12 protein-coding genes are annotated in these 16288 nt (G+C 73.8%); 5 read left to right on the top strand and 7 right to left on the bottom strand.

What is annotated here, in order from left to right:
• Positions 1-93: 93 nt before the first annotated feature.
• Positions 94-282 (top strand): CDGSH iron-sulfur domain-containing protein, encoded by a 189-nt coding sequence (locus tag I8N68_RS26275; protein WP_307812981.1) that lies wholly within the window; start codon positions 94-96, stop codon positions 280-282.
• 150 nt (positions 283-432) lie between these two features.
• Here the strand turns inward: I8N68_RS26275 and I8N68_RS26270 are convergent, their stop codons facing one another.
• From I8N68_RS26270 to I8N68_RS26260, 3 genes are read right to left on the bottom strand one after another with little or no spacing between them, the layout of a single operon-like run.
• Complete coding sequence (locus I8N68_RS26270) at positions 433-1542, bottom strand: iron-containing redox enzyme family protein (protein ID WP_200215171.1); 1110 nt, start codon at positions 1540-1542, stop codon at positions 433-435.
• A gap of 51 nt (positions 1543-1593) precedes the next feature.
• On the bottom strand, positions 1594-3354 hold the full coding sequence (locus tag I8N68_RS26265; RefSeq protein ID WP_200215170.1) for a thiamine pyrophosphate-binding protein: 1761 nt from the start codon (positions 3352-3354) through the stop codon (positions 1594-1596).
• The gene (locus I8N68_RS26260; protein ID WP_200215169.1) at positions 3347-4471 is read right to left on the bottom strand and encodes a baeRF2 domain-containing protein; all 1125 of its coding nucleotides are present in this window, start codon (positions 4469-4471) and stop codon (positions 3347-3349) included. The genes I8N68_RS26265 and I8N68_RS26260 overlap by 8 nt, the downstream gene beginning before the upstream one ends.
• A 140-nt stretch (positions 4472-4611) precedes the next feature.
• Here I8N68_RS26260 and I8N68_RS26255 point away from each other — a divergent pair, with 140 nt between their 5' ends.
• The 4 genes from I8N68_RS26255 to I8N68_RS26240 all read left to right on the top strand — a co-directional run bounded on the left by I8N68_RS26255 (position 4612) and on the right by I8N68_RS26240 (position 9506).
• Positions 4612-5160, top strand: coding sequence for a hypothetical protein (locus tag I8N68_RS26255; protein ID WP_200215195.1), 549 nt, complete (start codon positions 4612-4614; stop codon positions 5158-5160).
• Positions 5161-5197: 37 nt separating this feature from the next.
• Complete coding sequence (locus I8N68_RS26250; RefSeq protein ID WP_200215168.1) at positions 5198-6088, top strand: alpha/beta fold hydrolase; 891 nt, start codon at positions 5198-5200, stop codon at positions 6086-6088.
• Positions 6089-6285: 197 nt separating this feature from the next.
• Positions 6286-7764 carry a glutamate-cysteine ligase family protein gene (locus I8N68_RS26245; protein ID WP_200215167.1) on the top strand — a complete coding sequence of 493 codons (1479 nt, stop codon included), beginning with the start codon at positions 6286-6288 and terminating at the stop codon, positions 7762-7764.
• A gap of 389 nt (positions 7765-8153) precedes the next feature.
• The gene (locus I8N68_RS26240) at positions 8154-9506 is read left to right on the top strand and encodes an RNA-guided endonuclease InsQ/TnpB family protein (protein ID WP_200215166.1); all 1353 of its coding nucleotides are present in this window, start codon (positions 8154-8156) and stop codon (positions 9504-9506) included.
• A 339-nt stretch (positions 9507-9845) separates the two neighbouring features.
• Here the strand turns inward: I8N68_RS26240 and I8N68_RS26235 are convergent, their stop codons facing one another.
• From I8N68_RS26235 to treY, 4 genes are all read right to left on the bottom strand, one after another.
• Entirely contained in the window at positions 9846-11018 is a 1173-nt protein-coding gene (locus tag I8N68_RS26235) for a zinc-dependent alcohol dehydrogenase (protein WP_200215165.1), read from the bottom strand.
• A 46-nt stretch (positions 11019-11064) separates the two neighbouring features.
• Positions 11065-12021: an SRPBCC family protein gene (locus tag I8N68_RS26230; protein WP_200215164.1), complete on the bottom strand. Its 957-nt coding sequence runs from the start codon at positions 12019-12021 to the stop codon at positions 11065-11067.
• A 199-nt stretch (positions 12022-12220) separates the two neighbouring features.
• The gene (gene treZ / locus I8N68_RS26225) at positions 12221-13954 is read right to left on the bottom strand and encodes a malto-oligosyltrehalose trehalohydrolase (protein WP_200215163.1); all 1734 of its coding nucleotides are present in this window, start codon (positions 13952-13954) and stop codon (positions 12221-12223) included.
• Positions 13951-16287, bottom strand: a complete 2337-nt coding sequence (treY, locus tag I8N68_RS26220) for a malto-oligosyltrehalose synthase (RefSeq protein ID WP_200215162.1) — start codon at positions 16285-16287, stop codon at positions 13951-13953. Before treY ends, treZ begins: the two co-directional genes overlap by 4 nt.
• Position 16288: the final 1 nt, after the last annotated feature.

Genomic DNA, 16288 nt, shown 5'->3' with positions numbered 1-16288 from the left:
GTCCGGGGGCGGAAACCCCTGCTGGAAGGGGGTTTCGGCGACACGGCGGCGGGCACTTCACCGGCCATGCGCGACGACGAGGCAGGCCCCCCGGTGGCCACCATCACCCCCTACCAGGACGGTCCGCTGCTGGTCCGCGGCGCGTTCGCCCTGGTCACCCCCGACGGTCGGCCGATCGAGACCCGCCGCGGCACGATCGCCCTGTGCCGGTGCGGCAAGTCGGCCGTCAAGCCCTTCTGCGACGGCACCCACAAGGCCATCAACTTCCGCAGCACCCCCTGACCCCCGTCCTTGCCCCGGTTGCGGCCGATGCGCCGGGCAAGCTCCGCGCGGGTCGCGCCGAAGATCTTGGCCGGTGCGCCGGGAGGAAGCGGGGCGAACGCCCCGCGATCGCGACGGAACGGGCAAGATCGCGGATCGAGGTGTGCGGCGTCAGGCGACGGCGGGGAGGCCGGCGGGGGCGGAGAGCGGGGGTGCCGCGACCACGGCGGCGTGCGCGACCGCCGGGACGGGAGCGGCGGCGGGGCGGAGGGAGGACGTGCCGGCGGCCCAGCTGTCGAGCAGGTGGGCGGCGAAGAGGCGGTCCACGGCCAGCGCGGCGGCGGCGCCGAAGAGGACGTCGGCGGCCAGCGCCGGCTCGGCGGCGACCAGGCCGCCACAGAGGTCGTGGGCGGCGATCTGCTCGTGCACCGCGTCGGCCTGGACGTGCTCGTCGTAGAACCGGGTGGCGACCTCGTCCAGGCCGAGCCGGCGCAGCCCGTTGCCGTACCGGCGGTTGGGCAGCGAGGAGGTCATCTCGAAGGCGGCCAGGTGGCCCAGGAGCGCGCCGCGCAGCCGCCGGTGCAGCCCGAACAGCGAGATGATGTTGTTGGTCGCCAGCGTCACCGCCGGCGCCCGGTCCACGTGTGCGCCGTACGCGGGGTCGAGGCCGAGTCGTGCCATGGTGAGCCGGAACAGCTCGGCGTGCATCCGGTCCAGCCGGCCGTTGCCGTACTCGTCCATCTGGATCTCCACCAGCGCGGCCTTGGCGGGGCCGTCGAGCCGGGGCAGTGCCCAGCTGTGCGGGTCGGCCTCCCGCAGGTGGTAGACGGATCGGTGCGCGACGAACTCGCGGAACTGCGCCAGGCTGGCCCGGCGCTGGAGCGCGGCGGCGAGCGAGGGGCCGTCGTCGGCGGCCACCAGCTCCGCCAGGGCGCGTGGCACGCCGCCGGGCAGCACGGCCGGCAGTGGGCCGGCCAGCCGGCGCAGCGCCGCCTCGACGGGCCGTTCCGCGCGCGCCCGCAGGGCCAGCAGGGTGGGCTGCCACTCCCACCCCTCGTCGACGCCGCGCCAGCCCCGGTAGTGCAGCTCGTAGCAGAGGAAGAGGGTGAGTTGCAGGTCCTCGTCGGTGAGCGGGTCGGCCACCGCGGCGAGCTCGGCGCCGAGGCCGGCCGGCAGGTCGTACGGCGGCTGCCGCAGCGCCGCCAGCAGCGCGGCGGAGACCGGCCCCCGCGCGGACGGCAGCGGTGCGGGACCCTGACGAGGGGCGGGGCATACGGACATCTGACCTCCAGGCGGTGCCGATCTCCCGCAAGGTGCCCTGGCCGGTGCCCGCTAAACGAGGTCCTCGGCCTCCACCGTGACGGTGTGCAGCATCCGCTCGCGCACCCGCCGGGCGGCGTCTCCATCGGCGAAGAGGCCGCGCAGGTCCGCCAGGGCCGGCTCGGGCGGGTTCAGGGCCACCATCGGGTCGACCACCGCCTCCAGCACGCTGGGCCGGTCCGCCGCGAGCACCTCGTCCCAGGCCGGGCCGATCAGCTCCGGCCGGTCGACCCGGACGCCGTGCAGGCCGAGCAGCCGGGCCCAGCCGGCGTACGGCACGTCCGGTCGCCGGTCGGCCAGCTCGCCGGCCGGCCGCCGGCCACCGCCCATTCCCGACTGGTCCCGGTTGTTCAGCACCAGCACCACCAGCCGGGGGTCCCGCCACTCCTGCCAGTGGTGCGCCACGGTGATCAGCTCGGCCAGCCCGTTGAGCTGCATCGCGCCGTCGCCGAGCAGCGCGATCACCGGCTCGTCCGGGCGCGCCAGCTTGGCGGCCACCGCGTACGGCAGCGCGCAGCCCATCGAGCCCAGCGTCCCGCAGAGCTGCGCGCGGACCTCCGGCGGCAGCTCCAGGTGCCGGGCGTACCAGTAGAGGACCGAGCCGACGTCGACGGCGACCGAGCCGGCCCGGGGCAGCCGGGCGGAGAGCTCGTGCAGGACGAGCTGCGGGTTGACCGGCTGGGCCGGGGCGGCGGCCCGTTCGGCCGCGGCCTGCCGCCAGCGGTCCACCGAGCTCTCCACGATGCCGCGCCACTGCGGGTTGGGCCGGTCGGCGACCCGGGTCAGCAGCGCGCGCAGCGTGTCCGCGGCGTCGCCGACCAGCGGGACGTCCACCGGGTACCGGGTACCGATCCGCCGGCCGTCGATGTCGATCTGGATGGTCCGCACCTGTCCCGGCATCGGGAAGTAGTCGGTCCACGGGTCGTTCGTGCCGACCATCAGCAGGGTGTCGCAGCCCCCCATCAGCTGCGCGGCGGCGGTGGTGCCCACCTCGCCGAGCACCCCGGTGTGGAACGGCAGCCGCTCGTCCAGCACCGGCTTGCCGAGCAGCGAGGTGGCCACCCCGGCGCCGAGCCGGTCGGCCAGCGCCACGATCTCGTCGGCGGTGCCGTGCCCACCCTGGCCGACCAGGATCGCCACCCGCTGGCCGGTGGCCAGCAGCGATGCGGCGGCGTCCAGGTCGGCGTCGTGCGGCAGCACCCGGGCCAGCGGCTCGCCCGGGGTCGCCGTCAGCACGCCCGCGGCCTGCGGCAGCAGGTCCGGCACCGCGGCCATCTGCAACGCCCGCGGCAGGACCACGCAGGTCGGGCTGCGGGTGGCGGCGGCGGTACGGAACGCCTGGTCCAGGAGCGCGGGCACCTGCTCGGGCACCCGTCCGTACCGGACGAACTGATTGCAGACGTCACCGAAGAGCCGGCTCAGCCCGATCTCCTCGTGCGCGCCGCCGAGCGGGCCGGTGACGTCCTCGCCCACGATCGCCACCACCGGTTTGCTGTCCAGCTTGGCGTCGTAGAGGCCGTTGAGCAGGTGCACCGCGCTCGGCCCCTGGGTGGCCAGGCAAACCCCGATCTCGCCGGTGAACTTGGCGTGCCCGGTGGCCATGAAGGCGGCGGTCTCCTCATGCCGGGCGGGCACGAACTGTGGGTCGCCGCCGGCGCGGTCCAACGCGGCGACCAGCGGGGCGATCGCCTCGCCGGGGTAGCCGAAGGCCCGGGGAACCCGCCAGGCGCGCAGCCGCTCGACCACCAGGTCCGCCACCGTCCGGTCAGCCATTGCCCCGCCCGGGGGTGCTGGCGTCGACGTAGCGCAGTACCGCGCCGACACCGTCGGTGAGCTCGGGTGCCTCCTCCGGGGCGAGCACGGTCAGCTCGGCGTCGGTGCCGACCAGGGCCCGGAGCAGGGCGGCGTCGGCGCGTACCCGCTGCGGGTCGGCGACCGACATGCCGGCCAACTGGTCCGGGTCGGTGGCGATCTCGGTCGGCCCGGGCCCGATCCACAGCTTGCCGTTGGCGGAGGCGTCATCGACGATCAGCATGTTCTCGACCTGGTTGCGTTGCAGCGCGTACACCACCGCGTCCAGTCCGGCCCCGACGTCCTCCTGCATCCCGAAGCGGTCCAGTGTGGCGGTGATCCGCTGGTCGGCAACCTCGGCGATGGTCTGCACGGTGAGGTCGTCCATCAAGGTCGGGTCCGCGCCGCGGGCGCGCTTGCCCGCGTCGGTGCGGACCAGGACGTCCTGCCAGCGGTCCGGCAGTTGCGCGGCGATCACGCCGGTGGCCCGGATGTCGCCGGCCACCACCACCACGTCGGCGCCGACCTTCTCGGCCAGCTGCACGGTGGCCGACGCGACGTCGCCGGCGTTGTGGTGCCACGCCTCCATCGCCGCCCGCTGGTAGCGGGACTGCGACCAACCGCCAGGCTGCACCCGGCGCAGCTGGTGGCTGTACTTGCCCTGCACGTGGGCACGGCGCGGCACCCCGCCGGCGCTGACCGCCACGGCGTCGGCGCCGGTGCGGTCAGCCAGCACCCGCACCCAGGCGACCTGCTCGCCGCGCTGGGCGACCAGCGGCATGGTGTGCGGCAGGGTGGACCAGCTCGCCAGGTCACGCAGTGGCGGCGCCGCGAGGTACTCGGTGAGCACCACTCGCCCGCCGGTGGCGAAGACGGCCAGGCCGTAGTCCCCCGGCATCGGATCGTGCCCGCGAACCACCCGTTCCACCGCGTGGATGGTCGCCGGGTCGGCGCCCTGCTCCAGCAGGCTCCCCTTGAGGGCCCGCCACCGCAGGTCGACCTGCGGGTGCCCGTCGTGGGTGTCCAGGGAGGCGTCCAGATACACCGAGCACCACGGCCCGGGACGGTCGTAGAGCGGGCGCAGGAAGGACAGCTGCATGCTCGACCCCTTTCCAGCTCGGCCGCACGCATACCCGCAGCACCCGGGTTGTCACCTGGCGGCCACCGCCGTGACCGTCGTTCATTCACGTCGTTCTACCCGACGAACCGATACCATCAGTGAACGGATCCGGACTCTCGGTGGTGATCATGGGTACTGACCTCCACATCCGGCGCGTCGTCCACCCGACGGAGCGGATCGTCACCGGGCGGGTGGTCCGGCTGCTGGAGGGCTATCCCCGCGAGGTGCGGGTGGGCCAGCCGGTGCTGGTCGCGGTGCTCACCGCGGCGGGCGTGGTGGGACTGCTGATGCTGCTGCTGCGCTCGCTGCTCAGCAGCGGCGGCGGGGGCGCCCGGCGCAGCTTCAAGGAGTTGAAGAAGGGGCCCGAGTTCCTGGTGACGCCGCTGCGGCTGCGCGACCGCGCGGACCGGCTACTCGAGGTGGAGCTGCATGGTCACCTGCCGCAGAGCGCGCTGCACCCGGCGGACCACGTGCAGCTCACCCTGCGCCCGCAGCGCGACCCGCAGCTGCCGCCGCGGATCGAGCGGATCGTCAACCTGACCACCGGTCAGCTGCTCACCCCGCGTACCGCGACGGTCTGGTCCCACCTCGGTCCGGCGCTGCTGCTCCAGGCGGCGCTCGGCGCGCTGCTGCTGACCGCGATCGCCGCCTGCTCGGCGCTCGGCTGAGGTTTCCGCCCGGGTGGGCGGGGGCACCGGTGCGGCCATGTTCGCCGGATTCACCCTCGAGGAAATCGACGTCGGCCCGGTACGCCTGCGGGTCCGGCACGGCGGGTCGGGGCCGCCGGTGGTGCTGCTGCACGGGCACCCGCGTACCCACGCCACCTGGCACCGGGTCGCCCCGCTACTGGCCGACCGACACACCGTGATCTGCCCGGACCTGCGGGGCTACGGCGGCTCGTCGAAGCCACCCAGCGATCCGGCGCACACCACGTACGCCAAGCGGGCGATGGCCGCCGACGTGGTGGGGCTGCTCGACGCGCTGGGCCACGACCGGGCAGCGGTGGTCGGCCACGACCGGGGCGCGTACGTGGCGATGCGGACCGCGCTGGACCACCCGAACCGGGTGAGCCGGCTCGGGGTGCTCGACGGGGTGCCGATCGGCGCGGCGCTGGCCCGCTGCGACGCCCGGTTCGCGGCCCGCTGGTGGCACTGGTTCTTCCTGGGCCAGCTCGACAAGCCGGCCGAGCGGGTGATCAACGCCGATCCGGACGCCTGGTACGGCGGCTCGCCGGAGGCGATGGGCGAGGAGGCGTACGCCGACTACCGGCGCGCCATCCACGACCCGGCAACCGTGCACGCGATGTGCGAGGACTACCGGGCCGGGCTGGGGCCGGACCGGGCGGCGGAAGACGCGGACCGGGCCGCCGGCCGCCGGATCGGTTGCCCGGTGCTCTTCGTCTGGTCGGCGCGGGATGACATGGTCGACCTCTACGGCGACCCGGCGGCGATCTGGCGGGACTGGGCCGACGACGTGCGCGCCGCGTCCGTGGACTCCGGGCACCACATGGCCGAGGAGGCGCCGGAGCGGCTCGCCGCGATGCTGGCCGACTTCCTGGCCAACTGCCGCCGGCCGGTGGGTGGGCCGGCGACCTGACCGCGCGAATCGCGCGGCGCCGAAGCGGGGCGGTCGGCAACCCCGCCGGCCGGGCCCGGCCGGGCGTGGCGTCCGGACGTCGGACGCGACAGGGATCACCGGGCCGGCGACGGGGTAGGTAGAAGGACCTTCGGGTCTTCCCCGCCCCCGCCGTGTCATGCGAGGTTAGGGGAACCAACGGTGACAGGGTGGTGACCATGGGCGAGGACGTCGGCGCGCGGACCTTCAGCCGGGAGGACCGGGCCCGCTACCGGGAAAAGGTGCGCCGCTGTCTCGACGTGTTCGCCGAGATGCTCCGCGAGTCGCGCTTCGACGTGGAACGGCCGATGACCGGCCTGGAGATCGAGCTGAACCTGGTCGACGACGACTCCGAGCCGACGATGCGCAACGCCGACGTGCTGGCCGCGGTCGCGGACCCGGCCTTCCAGACCGAGCTGGGCCAGTTCAACGTGGAGATCAACGTGGCGCCGCGCCGGCTGGCCGGCGCCGGCACCGCACAGTTCGAGGAGCACGTCCGGGCCAGCCTGAACGCCGCCGAGGAGAAGGCCCGCGGGGTCGGCGCGCACATGGTGATGATCGGGATCCTGCCCACCCTGCGCCCGGAGCACCTCACCGCCGAGACGCTCTCGGCCAACCCCCGGTACGCGCTGCTCAACGAGCAGATCTTCGCCGCCCGCGGTGAGGACCTGCGGATCTCGATCAGCGGGGTGGAGCGGCTGGCCACCACGGCGGACACCATCACCCCCGAGGCGGCCTGCACCAGCACCCAGTTCCATCTCCAGGTCAGCCCGGCCCAGTTCGCCGACTACTGGAACGCCGCCCAGGCGGTCGCCGGCATCCAGGTCGCCCTGGGCGCCAACTCGCCGCTGTTCTTCGGCCGGGAACTGTGGCGGGAGACCCGGGTGCCGCTGTTCCAGCAGGCCACCGACACCCGCTCCGAGGAGATCAAGGCCCAGGGGGTACGCCCCCGGGTGTGGTTCGGGGAACGCTGGATCACCAGCGTCTTCGACCTGTTCGAGGAGAACGTGCGCTACTTCCCGGCGCTGCTGCCGGTCTGCGACCCGGAGGACCCGGCGGAGACCCTCGCCGCCGGTGGCGTGCCGAAGCTCGCCGAGCTGCGGCTGCACAACGGCACCATCTACCGCTGGAACCGACCGGTGTACGACGTGCTGAAGGGACGGCCGCACCTGCGGGTGGAGAACCGGGTGCTGCCCGCCGGCCCGACCGTGGTGGACACCATCGCCAACGGCGCCTTCTACTTCGGACTGGTCCGGGCCTTGGCGGAGTCGGACCGGCCGCTGTGGTCGCAGATGTCGTTCAGCGCCGCGGAGGAGAACTTCACCAACTGCGCGCGGCACGGCATCGACGCCCAGGTGTTCTGGCCCGGGCTGGGCTACCTGCCGGTGACCGAGCTGGTGCTGCGGCGGCTGCTGCCGCTGGCGTACCACGGGTTGGACCGGTGGGGGCTCGACCCCAGCGAGCGGGACCGGCTGCTCGGCATCGTCGAGCAGCGCTGCCTGACCGGGCGCAACGGCGCGACGTGGCAGGTGGAGACGCTGCACCGGCTCGAGTCCGCCGACCACCTGGATCGACCGGCGGCGCTGCGCGAGGTGGTCCGGCACTATGTGGAGCTGATGCACCACAACCGGCCGGTGCACGAGTGGCCGATCCCCTGACCCGCGTTCACTCCGCCGGGCCGTGCCACGGCGACGCGTTCCACCAGCCAGCCGTCGACGGCGAAGCGCCGGGCCGGCGCCTCGGCCTCGCGGAAGCCCGCCCAGTCCAATCCGACGAGCCCTGGCTGGGTGCAGAACCGTCGGAACATGGCCAAATCGGCTTCGGTCACCGGCCGCAGTCGCACGGCGACGTCGTCTGCCACGTGCCCGGCACCGCCACGTCACCACACTCCATTGCCGACACGCTAGTGCCGTGTCCACAAACGTTGGCCGGGTTGGTCGGGGTTGGGGAAATGTCGTAGGGCTGGTGTTGGCTTCGGTTCATGCCTCGCCGTCGGGATCCCGCCGCGCCGCGGGTCGTGCATCGCACCGCGCGCGTCGCTGTGCGGGTGACGGCAGGGCAGCGGCGGCGGTGTTTCGGGCTGCTGCGCTCCGCCGGTGACGTGTGGGCGTGTGTGTTGGAGGTCAATGCGTGGCGGCGTCGCCGCCACGACCCGCCACTGGTCGGCTATCAACAGCTGTGTCGGGAGCTGTCCGCGTCCGGGCCGGGCACGTTCGCCGACCTGGACACCACGGGTGCCCGGTCGGTGTTGCGCCGGTTCTCCGATGCGTGGTTCGCGGCGGCGAAACGCCGCAAGGCGGGTGACGCGTCGGCGCGGTTCCCGCGTCGCCGGCGGGGGTTGGTGCCGGTGCGCTGGTATCACGGCACGTTCACCCTCGACGGCCGCCGGGTGCGGATCCCCACCGCCAAGGGCACTGCGCCGTTGTGGGTGCGCCTGGCGCGCGACGTGCCGTATCCGGCCGAACAAGTCCGGTCGATCACGCTGCTGTGTGAGGGCGGCCGTCTGTTCCTGGACGTGACCGCCGAGGTGCCGGTGGCGGTCTACCCGCACGGTGAGGGACCGGATCCGGGCCGGGTGGCCGGGGTGGATCTCGGGATCATCCACCCCTACGCCGTGGCCGGCCCGGACGGGGAGGGGTTGTTGGTGTCGGGGCGGGCGATCCGCGCCGAACATCGCATGCACCTCGCTGACACGAAAGCCCGCCGCCGTGCCGTGGCCCGGCGGGCGCCGAAGCCGGGTGAGAAGGGGTCCCGGCGGTGGCGGCAGTACCGGCGTCGGGCACGCCTGGTGGAAGGCCGGCACCGGCGGCGGGTCCGTCAGGCCCAGCACGAAGCCGCCCGCTCGGTCGTGTCGTGGGCGGTGCGGCAGCGGGTCGGTGTCCTGCACGTCGGTGACCCCCGGGGGGTGCTTGAGATTCCTGCTGGCCGGCGGCACAACCTGCGGTTGCGGCAGTGGCAGATCGGCCGGCTCCTGCAGGTCCTCACCGACAAGGCCACCCTCGCCGGCATCAGTGTTCGGCTGGTCGACGAACGCGGCACGTCGTCCACCTGCCCCGCCTGCCGAAGGCGGGTGCCGAAACCCCGCGGCCGGACCCTGTCCTGCCCGCACTGCGCGTTCTCCGGGCACCGTGACCTCGTCGCGGCCGCCAGCATCGCCACCCGTCTCCCGGGTGGCGGACCCACCACCCCGACAGCCGTTGTGCTGCCGGAGGTGGTCACGCACCGTCGAGCCGGCCGACACCTACCCGGTGCCGGCCAGTCCCGACGTGACCCCCGCCGCCCACCCCGGGCGGCACGAGGATCAGTTGGCCCGCGCAGGCCCGCCCCACCACCCGGAGGGGAGTCGCTCGCCCAACAGGCGAGGATCCACAACACCCACCGCAAACCCGGTGAACGTTAGTGGACATCGCACTAGCCGTCCCGGCGCGATCCAACAGCCCGGAGACCGCTGACGAACGGCCCGCGGGCGGGCGGCGCGCTCTCCCGTCGCCCCGTCCGCGGGTGGCCGGCCGGGTGCTGCTGCTCGGCGCCTTTGGAGCTGAATCGTCTACGACATCAGGCGCCCGACAAAACGGGCCCAACATCGGCGGCTGACCGATGGGCACCGCCTGCAGCGCGCCGGGCACCGCCTGCCGCGCGACAGGCACGGCCCGGACGCGCGAGCTGATTCGTCTACGACATCAGCTCCAAAGGGACCGCGTGGTACCTCCGCACCCTCGGCGACCTCGGGTCCACCCGGTCAGACCTTGAGGACCACCTTCGTGCAGTCGTCCTGCTTCTTCTGGAAGATCTTGTAGCCCTTCGGGGCGTCCTTCAGCGGCAGCCGGTGGCTGATCACGAAACTCGGATCGATCTCCCCGCGCCGGATCCGCTCCAGCAGCGGGCGGGTGTACCGCTGCACGTGGCACTGGCCGGTCCGCATGATCAGCGACCGGTTCATCAACGCGCCCATCGGAAACTTGTCGACGAAGCCGCCGTACGCGCCGACCACCGAGACCACTCCCCCGCTGCGGCAGGCCAGGATCGCCTGGCGCAGCGCGAAGGGCCGCTCGGTCTCCACCCGCACGGCCTGCTTGGTCCGGTCGTACGCGTACAGCGCGGGGTTGTCGTGGTGGCTCTCCAGCCCGACCGCGTCGATGCAGGCGTCCGGGCCCCGGCCGGCGGTGAGCTCGTTGAGCGCGTCGAGCACGTCGACCTGCTCGTAGTTGAGCACCTCGGCGCCGGCGTGCTGCTCGGCCAGCCGCAGCCGGTACGGGTACCGGTCGATGACGATGACCCGGTCGGCGCCGAGCAGCCGGGCGCTGGCCGCGGCGAGGAGCCCGACCGGGCCGGCGCCCCAGACCGCCACCACGTCACCGGGCTGGATGTCGCACATCTCGGCGCCCATGTAGCCGGTCGGGAAGACGTCGGCGAGCAGCACCGCCTGGTCGTCGGGAACGTCGTCGGGCACCTTGAGCGGGCCGACGTCGGCGAACGGCACCCGGGCGTACTCGGCCTGACCGCCGGCGTACCCGCCGGTGAGGTGGGAGTAGCCGAAGACGCCGGCGGGCGAGTGCCCCAGCAGCTTCTCGGCGAAGCCGGCGTTGGGGTTGGAGTTCTCACAGACCGAGAAGAGGCCCTGCCGGCAGGAGCGGCAGCGCCCGCAGGCGATGGGGAAGGGCACGACCACCCGGTCGCCGACCTTGAGGTTGCCCACCTCGGGCCCGACCTCGACCACCTCGCCCAGGAACTCGTGGCCGAGGATGTCGCCCTTGCGCATGGCCGGGAGGTACCCGTGGTAGAGGTGCAGGTCCGAGCCGCAGATGGCGGTGGTACTGATCTTCACGATCGCGTCCCGCGGGCTCATGATCTTCGGCTCCGGGACGTCGACCACCTTGACGGAGTCCCTGCCCATCCAGGCCGTGGCCTTCATCGTCTGTCCTTCCTAATGGGGGTGCCGCCCCGGCGGGCGGCCGGGTTCAGCGCCTCGGGCCGGTGGGCAGGGGCTGGGCGGGGCGTTGGTGGAGCTGCTGGCGTACGGAGATGCCGTCCGGGCTGCCGTCGGAGCGGACCACGTCGCCGGTCTCCAGGACCTGCTTGAAGCGGCGCAGGTCGTCGCGGACCTGCTGCTCGGGCTCCTCGCCGAAGAGCTTCGCCACCGCCCGGCCCAGCCCGCCGGCGGGTGGGGCGTAGCCGAGCTGCACCCGCACCTCGGTCCCGCGGTCGGCGGGCAGCGGCACGAAGCGGACCCGGCCGGCGTTGGGGACCCGGGTGCCGGGCAGCGACCGCCAGGCGATCGACCGGTTCGGCTGGTCGTCGACGATCTCCGCGTCCCACTCGATCCGGCGGCCGGCCGGGCCGCGCGCGATCCAGTGCGAGCGGCGCAGGTCCGTCGCGCGGACGGCCGCCAGGTGGGTCATGAACCGCGGCAGGTTCTCCACGTCCCGCCAGAACCGGTACGCCTCGCTGGCCGGGGTGTTCACGGTGACCGCGACCGTCATCCGGATCAGCCGCTCGCGGGCCTTCCGCGCCCGGGTGGCGCGCAGCGTGGCGATCACGTCGACGACGGTGATGCCGGCGATGACCGCGGTGGTCACCGCGACCCGACGGCGCCGCTCGCCGCACCGGTCCGCGAGGGCCCGGCCGAGCAGGGTCAGGTCCATGGCGTCGCCGGCTACCCGGCTCCCGGTCCACCACCCGGGGTGACGGGCCCGCAGCAGCCCGGCGGCCGGGGCCAGCTCGCGCAGGCCGATCGCGGGCAGCGCCGCGCGGGCCTGCGGGGAGTCGTCCAGGCCGGTCCACCGGGCGAGGACGTCCGGCGCCACCAGCGCGCCCACGCCGAGCGCCAGACTGAGCAGGCCGAGGCTGCGCGACAGCCCGGTGTTCGGTCGGGCGCCGTCCAGTTCGGGCAGCACCACTCCGTCGACTCTGTCCACGTCCGCACCTCGCTCCCGGGTGTTCGGGACCGCCCCCTGCCGGCGGCCGGGCGGCCGACCCGCCACGACGACGCTATGCCCCGCAACCGCCGGATGAACCCCGAATCCGCCCAACCCTCACCTTCGGGTGGTTGGCGCCGCGCGAATGCCCGCGCACGCGGGCGGTATCCGGCCGGAGCCGGCGCGGGCGCGGGTCGGCTCAGAGCGCGACGATCGCCGCCGTCTCGGCCGGCAGCTCGATCCCGTCGCGCATCACGGTGACCCCGGTGCCGGTGGCCAGTAGCACGCTGCGCACCACCCCGGGCAGGTTGATCCGCTGCGACTTGCCGGCGAGGTTCGCCACCACCAGGCACTCGCCCCGGCGCATCAGCAGGAACCGGTCGCCGTGTCGGACGTCGACCGCGTGCAGCCGCGGGTCGGACAGGTCGGACCGGCCCTTGCGCAGCGCGATCAACCGGCGGTAGAAGTCGTACATCTCCCGGTGCTCGGGCTTGTCCAGCTCGGCCCAGTCGAGCCGGGACCGGACGAAGGTCTGCCGGTCCTGCGGGTCCGGCACGTCGCCCTCCGGCCAGCCGTGCGCGGCGAACTCCCGCTTCCGGCCGGTCGCCACCGCGGTGGCCAGCTCCGGCTCGGGGTGGCTGGTGAAGAACTGCCACGGCGTGCTGGCAGCCCACTCCTCGCCCATGAAGAGCATCGGGGTGAACGGCGCGGTCATCAGCAGCGTGGCGCCGACCCGTAGCAGCGCCGGGGAGAGGGTGGCGGAGATCCGGTCACCGGTGGCCCGGTTGCCGATCTGGTCGTGGTTCTGCAGGTACGCCACGAACCGGTGCCCGGGCGTGCGCTGCCGGTCGACCGGTCGGCCGTGGCTGCGGTTGCGGAAGCTGGACCAGGTGCCGGCGTGGAAGAACGCCCCGGTCAGCACGTCGGTGAGGCATTCGAGGGAGCCGAAGTCGCCGTAGTAGCCCTGCCGTTCCCCGGTGAGCAGGGTGTGCAGGGCGTGGTGGGCGTCGTCGTTCCACTGGGCGTGCAGGCCGTACCCGCCGGCCTCCCGAGGGGTGATCAGCTTCGGGTCGTTGAGGTCCGACTCGGCGATCAACGACAGTGGCCGGCCGAGGTGGGTGGAGAGGGCCTCCACCTCGACGGCCACCTGCTCCAGGAGGTGGGTGGCGCGGGAGTCCGGCATCGCGTGCACGGCGTCCAGCCGCAGCCCGTCGACGTGGTAGTCCCGCAGCCACATCAGCACGCTGTCGATGATGTAGCGGCGTACCCCGTCCGAGTGCGGGCCGTCCAGGTTGACGGTGCGGCCCCAGGTGTTGCTCTGCTCGGTGAGGTACGGCGCGAACATCGGCGCGTAGGCCCCGGAGGGCCCGAAATGGTTGTAGACGACGTCGAGGATCACCCCCAGCCCCTTGGCGTGCGCGGCGTCGACCAGGCGCTTGAGCCCGTCCGGCCCGCCGTACGGCTGGTGCGGGGCGTACCAGCAGACGCCGTCGTAGCCCCAGTTGTGCTCGCCGTTGAAGGCGTTGACCGGGAGCAGCTCGATCAGGTCGACGCCCAGCTCGACCAGGTGGTCGAGGCGGCCGATCGCCGCGTCGAAGGTGCCCTCCGGGGTGAAGGTGCCGATGTGCAGCTCGTACAGGACGCTGCCGGGCAACTGCCGGCCGGTCCAGCCCTGGTCGGTCCAGTTGAAGGCGGCATGGTCGTAGCGCCGGCTCGGCCCGTGCACCCCGGCCGGCTGCCAGGCCGACCGCGGGTCGGGCAGCGCCCGGTCGTCGTCATCGAGCAGGAACGCGTAGTCGGTGCCCGGCCCGGCCCCCGCCACCTCGACCCGCCACCAGCCGTCCGGGCCGGCGCGCATCTCGTGGTCGGCCACGCCGGGCAGGCGCAGCCGGACCCGGGCGGCCTCGGGCGCCCACACGGTGAACTCGGTCATGCGGCAGCCTCCACGGAGTCGGTGGGAGCCAGCAGAGCGACGGGATAGGTGCCCAACAGATCATGCATGAGCAGCTCAGAGCCACTGTAGACCCGACCGGTGAACATGTCAGTCACCGGATGAACGGGAAGTGACAGAGTTGTGTCCCGCCACCCGCCGGCCCGGGCCAGGCGCAGCGGCAGCCGGGTGGCCACCGCGATCGCCCCGCCCCGGTCGAAGGCCACCGCGTGGCTCCCGGCGGGGCCGCGCGCCGGCACCGGGCGGTAGCCGGCGAACAGCTCGGGGCGGTCCCGGCGCAGCCGCAGCGTCCGGGAGACCACCAGCAGCTTCGCCGCACCGTCGGCGGCCACCGCCGGCCGCCAGCCGCCGTCGAGCCGGGCCAACAGGTCCCGCCGTACGGCGAAGTCGACCGGCCGGCGGTTGTCCGGGTCGACCAGCGAGTTCTCCCACAGCTCGGTGCCCTGGTAGGTGTCCGGCACCCCGGGCATGGCCAGCTGGACCAGCTTCTGCCCGAGCGAGTTGGACCAGCCGGCCGGGGTGATCTCGGCGGCGAACGAGCTGAGCTCGGCGTGCAGCTCCGGGTCGTCGTACATCCGGTCGACCAGCGCGTGCAGCTCGCGCTCGAAGGCCAGGTCGGGGTCGGCCCAGCTGGTCGACACCGACGCCTCCCGGGACGCCTTCTCCACGTACGCGTGCAGCCGCTCCCGGTCGATCGGCCAGGCCCCGACGGCGGTCTGCCGCAGCAGGTGGGCGAAGGCCGGATCGGCCAGCGGTGCCCGGGACATCCAGTCCGTGACGCGCTCGGCCCAGCGCCGCGGCAGCTCGGACAGGACGGCGAGCCGGGCCCGGACGTCCTCGCCGCGCTTGGTGTCGTGGGTGGAGAGGGTGGTCATGCTGGCCGGCCAGCGCACCTGCCGGACGGCGGCGAAACGGTGGAACTCCGCCGGCGGCACGCCGAAGTGGGCGGGGCTGCCGCCGACCTCGTTGAGCGCGACGAACCGGCTCCACCGGTAGTAGGCGGTGTCCTCGACCCCCTTGGCCATCACCGCCCCGGTGAGCTGAGGAAAGCGGGCGGCAAGCTCGTGCCCCGGGTCGCGCAGCCGGGCGGTCACCGCGTCCAGGGTGGCGGTCAGGTCGGGGCGGCGCCGGCCGGCCTCGGACCGGGCGGCGGCGAGGTGCCGGGCGCCCTCCGGCGGGTAGCCCCGGTAGACCGGGAAGCAGGCGGCCAGCTCGGCCAGGGCGGCCCGGGCCTGCTCGCGGGGCAGCTCGGGAACGAGCGCGGCGAGTCGGCTCAGCTCGGCGCCGAGCAGCCGGGTGGCGGCTTCCAGCTTGGTGTCGTGGGTGAGATTCTCCCACGAGGTGGCGTGGCCGGTGAGCCGGGTGTCCAGCGCGGTGAAGTCGCCCTCGGCGGCGGGGTCGACGAAGAGGCCGCCGGCGGCGGCGAGGGCGTCGTAGCCGGTGGTGCCGTCGACCGGCCAGTCCGGCAGCTCCTCGCCGTACTCCAGGATCTTCTCCACTACCAGCCACGCGGCCGGCGCGGCCACGCGGAGCCGGGCCAGGTAGCCGGCGGGGTCGCGCAGCCCGTCGGGGTGGTCGACCCGGATGCCGTCCGCCTCGCCGGCGGTGACCCAGCGCAGGATCTCCACGTGGGTCGCGTCGAACACCGCCGGGTCCTCCACCCGCAGGCCCGCCAGGTCCGAGACGGCGAAGAACCGGCGGTACGTCAGCTCGGCGTCGCCGCGCCGCCAGGAGATCAGTTCGTAGTGCTGCCGGTCGTGCACCTCCCGAGGGGTGCCGGTGCCGGTGCCGTCGGCGATCGGGAAGCGGTGTTCGTGATAGCGCAGCTCGCCCTCGACCACCTTGAGGTCGTCGAGGGCGTCGGGGGTGTCGGCGAGCACCGGCAGCAGCAGCCGGCCCCGGTCCCAGTCGATGTCGAACCAGTCGGCGTACGCCGAGTCCCGCCCCCGGCGCAGCACGTCCCACCAGGCCGGATTGGCCACCGGCTGGGCCACCCCGACGTGGTTGGGCACGATGTCCACGACCAGGCCGAGCCCGGCCGCGCGCAGCGCCCGGACCAGGCGCTGCCGTCCCGCCTCGCCGCCGAGCTCCGGGTTGACCGAGCGGTGGTCGACCACGTCGTAGCCGTGCGCGGAGCCGGGGGTGGCGGTGAGCAGGGGCGCGCTGTAGAGGTGGGTGACTCCGAGATCGGCGAGGTAGTCGGTCAGGCCGGCGGTGGCGTCGAGGTCGAAGCCGGGCCGCACCTGGACGCGGTAGGTCGACCCCACCCGCGTCGTCGGTGCCGTCGTCACGTCGGGTCGGGGGGTGTCGGGCATG

Source organism: Micromonospora coerulea, assembly GCF_016598485.1.
GTDB classification, from domain to species: Bacteria; Actinomycetota; Actinomycetes; order Mycobacteriales; family Micromonosporaceae; genus Micromonospora; species Micromonospora coerulea.
This window is presented reverse-complemented; position numbering and strand designations above follow the sequence as displayed.

What these genes read in the sequence shown, in the direction of transcription:
- I8N68_RS26270 (WP_200215171.1), bottom strand. Translation starts at nt 1,542, where the DNA reads ATGTCCGTATGCCCCGCCCCTCGTCAGGGTCCCGCACCGCTGCCGTCC.
- I8N68_RS26265 (WP_200215170.1), bottom strand. Translation starts at nt 3,354, where the DNA reads ATGGCTGACCGGACGGTGGCGGACCTGGTGGTCGAGCGGCTGCGCGCC.
- I8N68_RS26260 (WP_200215169.1), bottom strand. Translation starts at nt 4,471, where the DNA reads ATGCAGCTGTCCTTCCTGCGCCCGCTCTACGACCGTCCCGGGCCGTGG.
- I8N68_RS26250 (WP_200215168.1), top strand. Translation starts at nt 5,198, where the DNA reads ATGTTCGCCGGATTCACCCTCGAGGAAATCGACGTCGGCCCGGTACGC.
- I8N68_RS26245 (WP_200215167.1), top strand. Translation starts at nt 6,286, where the DNA reads ATGGGCGAGGACGTCGGCGCGCGGACCTTCAGCCGGGAGGACCGGGCC.
- I8N68_RS26235 (WP_200215165.1), bottom strand. Translation starts at nt 11,018, where the DNA reads ATGAAGGCCACGGCCTGGATGGGCAGGGACTCCGTCAAGGTGGTCGAC.
- treZ (WP_200215163.1), bottom strand. Translation starts at nt 13,954, where the DNA reads ATGACCGAGTTCACCGTGTGGGCGCCCGAGGCCGCCCGGGTCCGGCTG.
- treY (WP_200215162.1), bottom strand. Translation starts at nt 16,287, where the DNA reads ATGCCCGACACCCCCCGACCCGACGTGACGACGGCACCGACGACGCGG.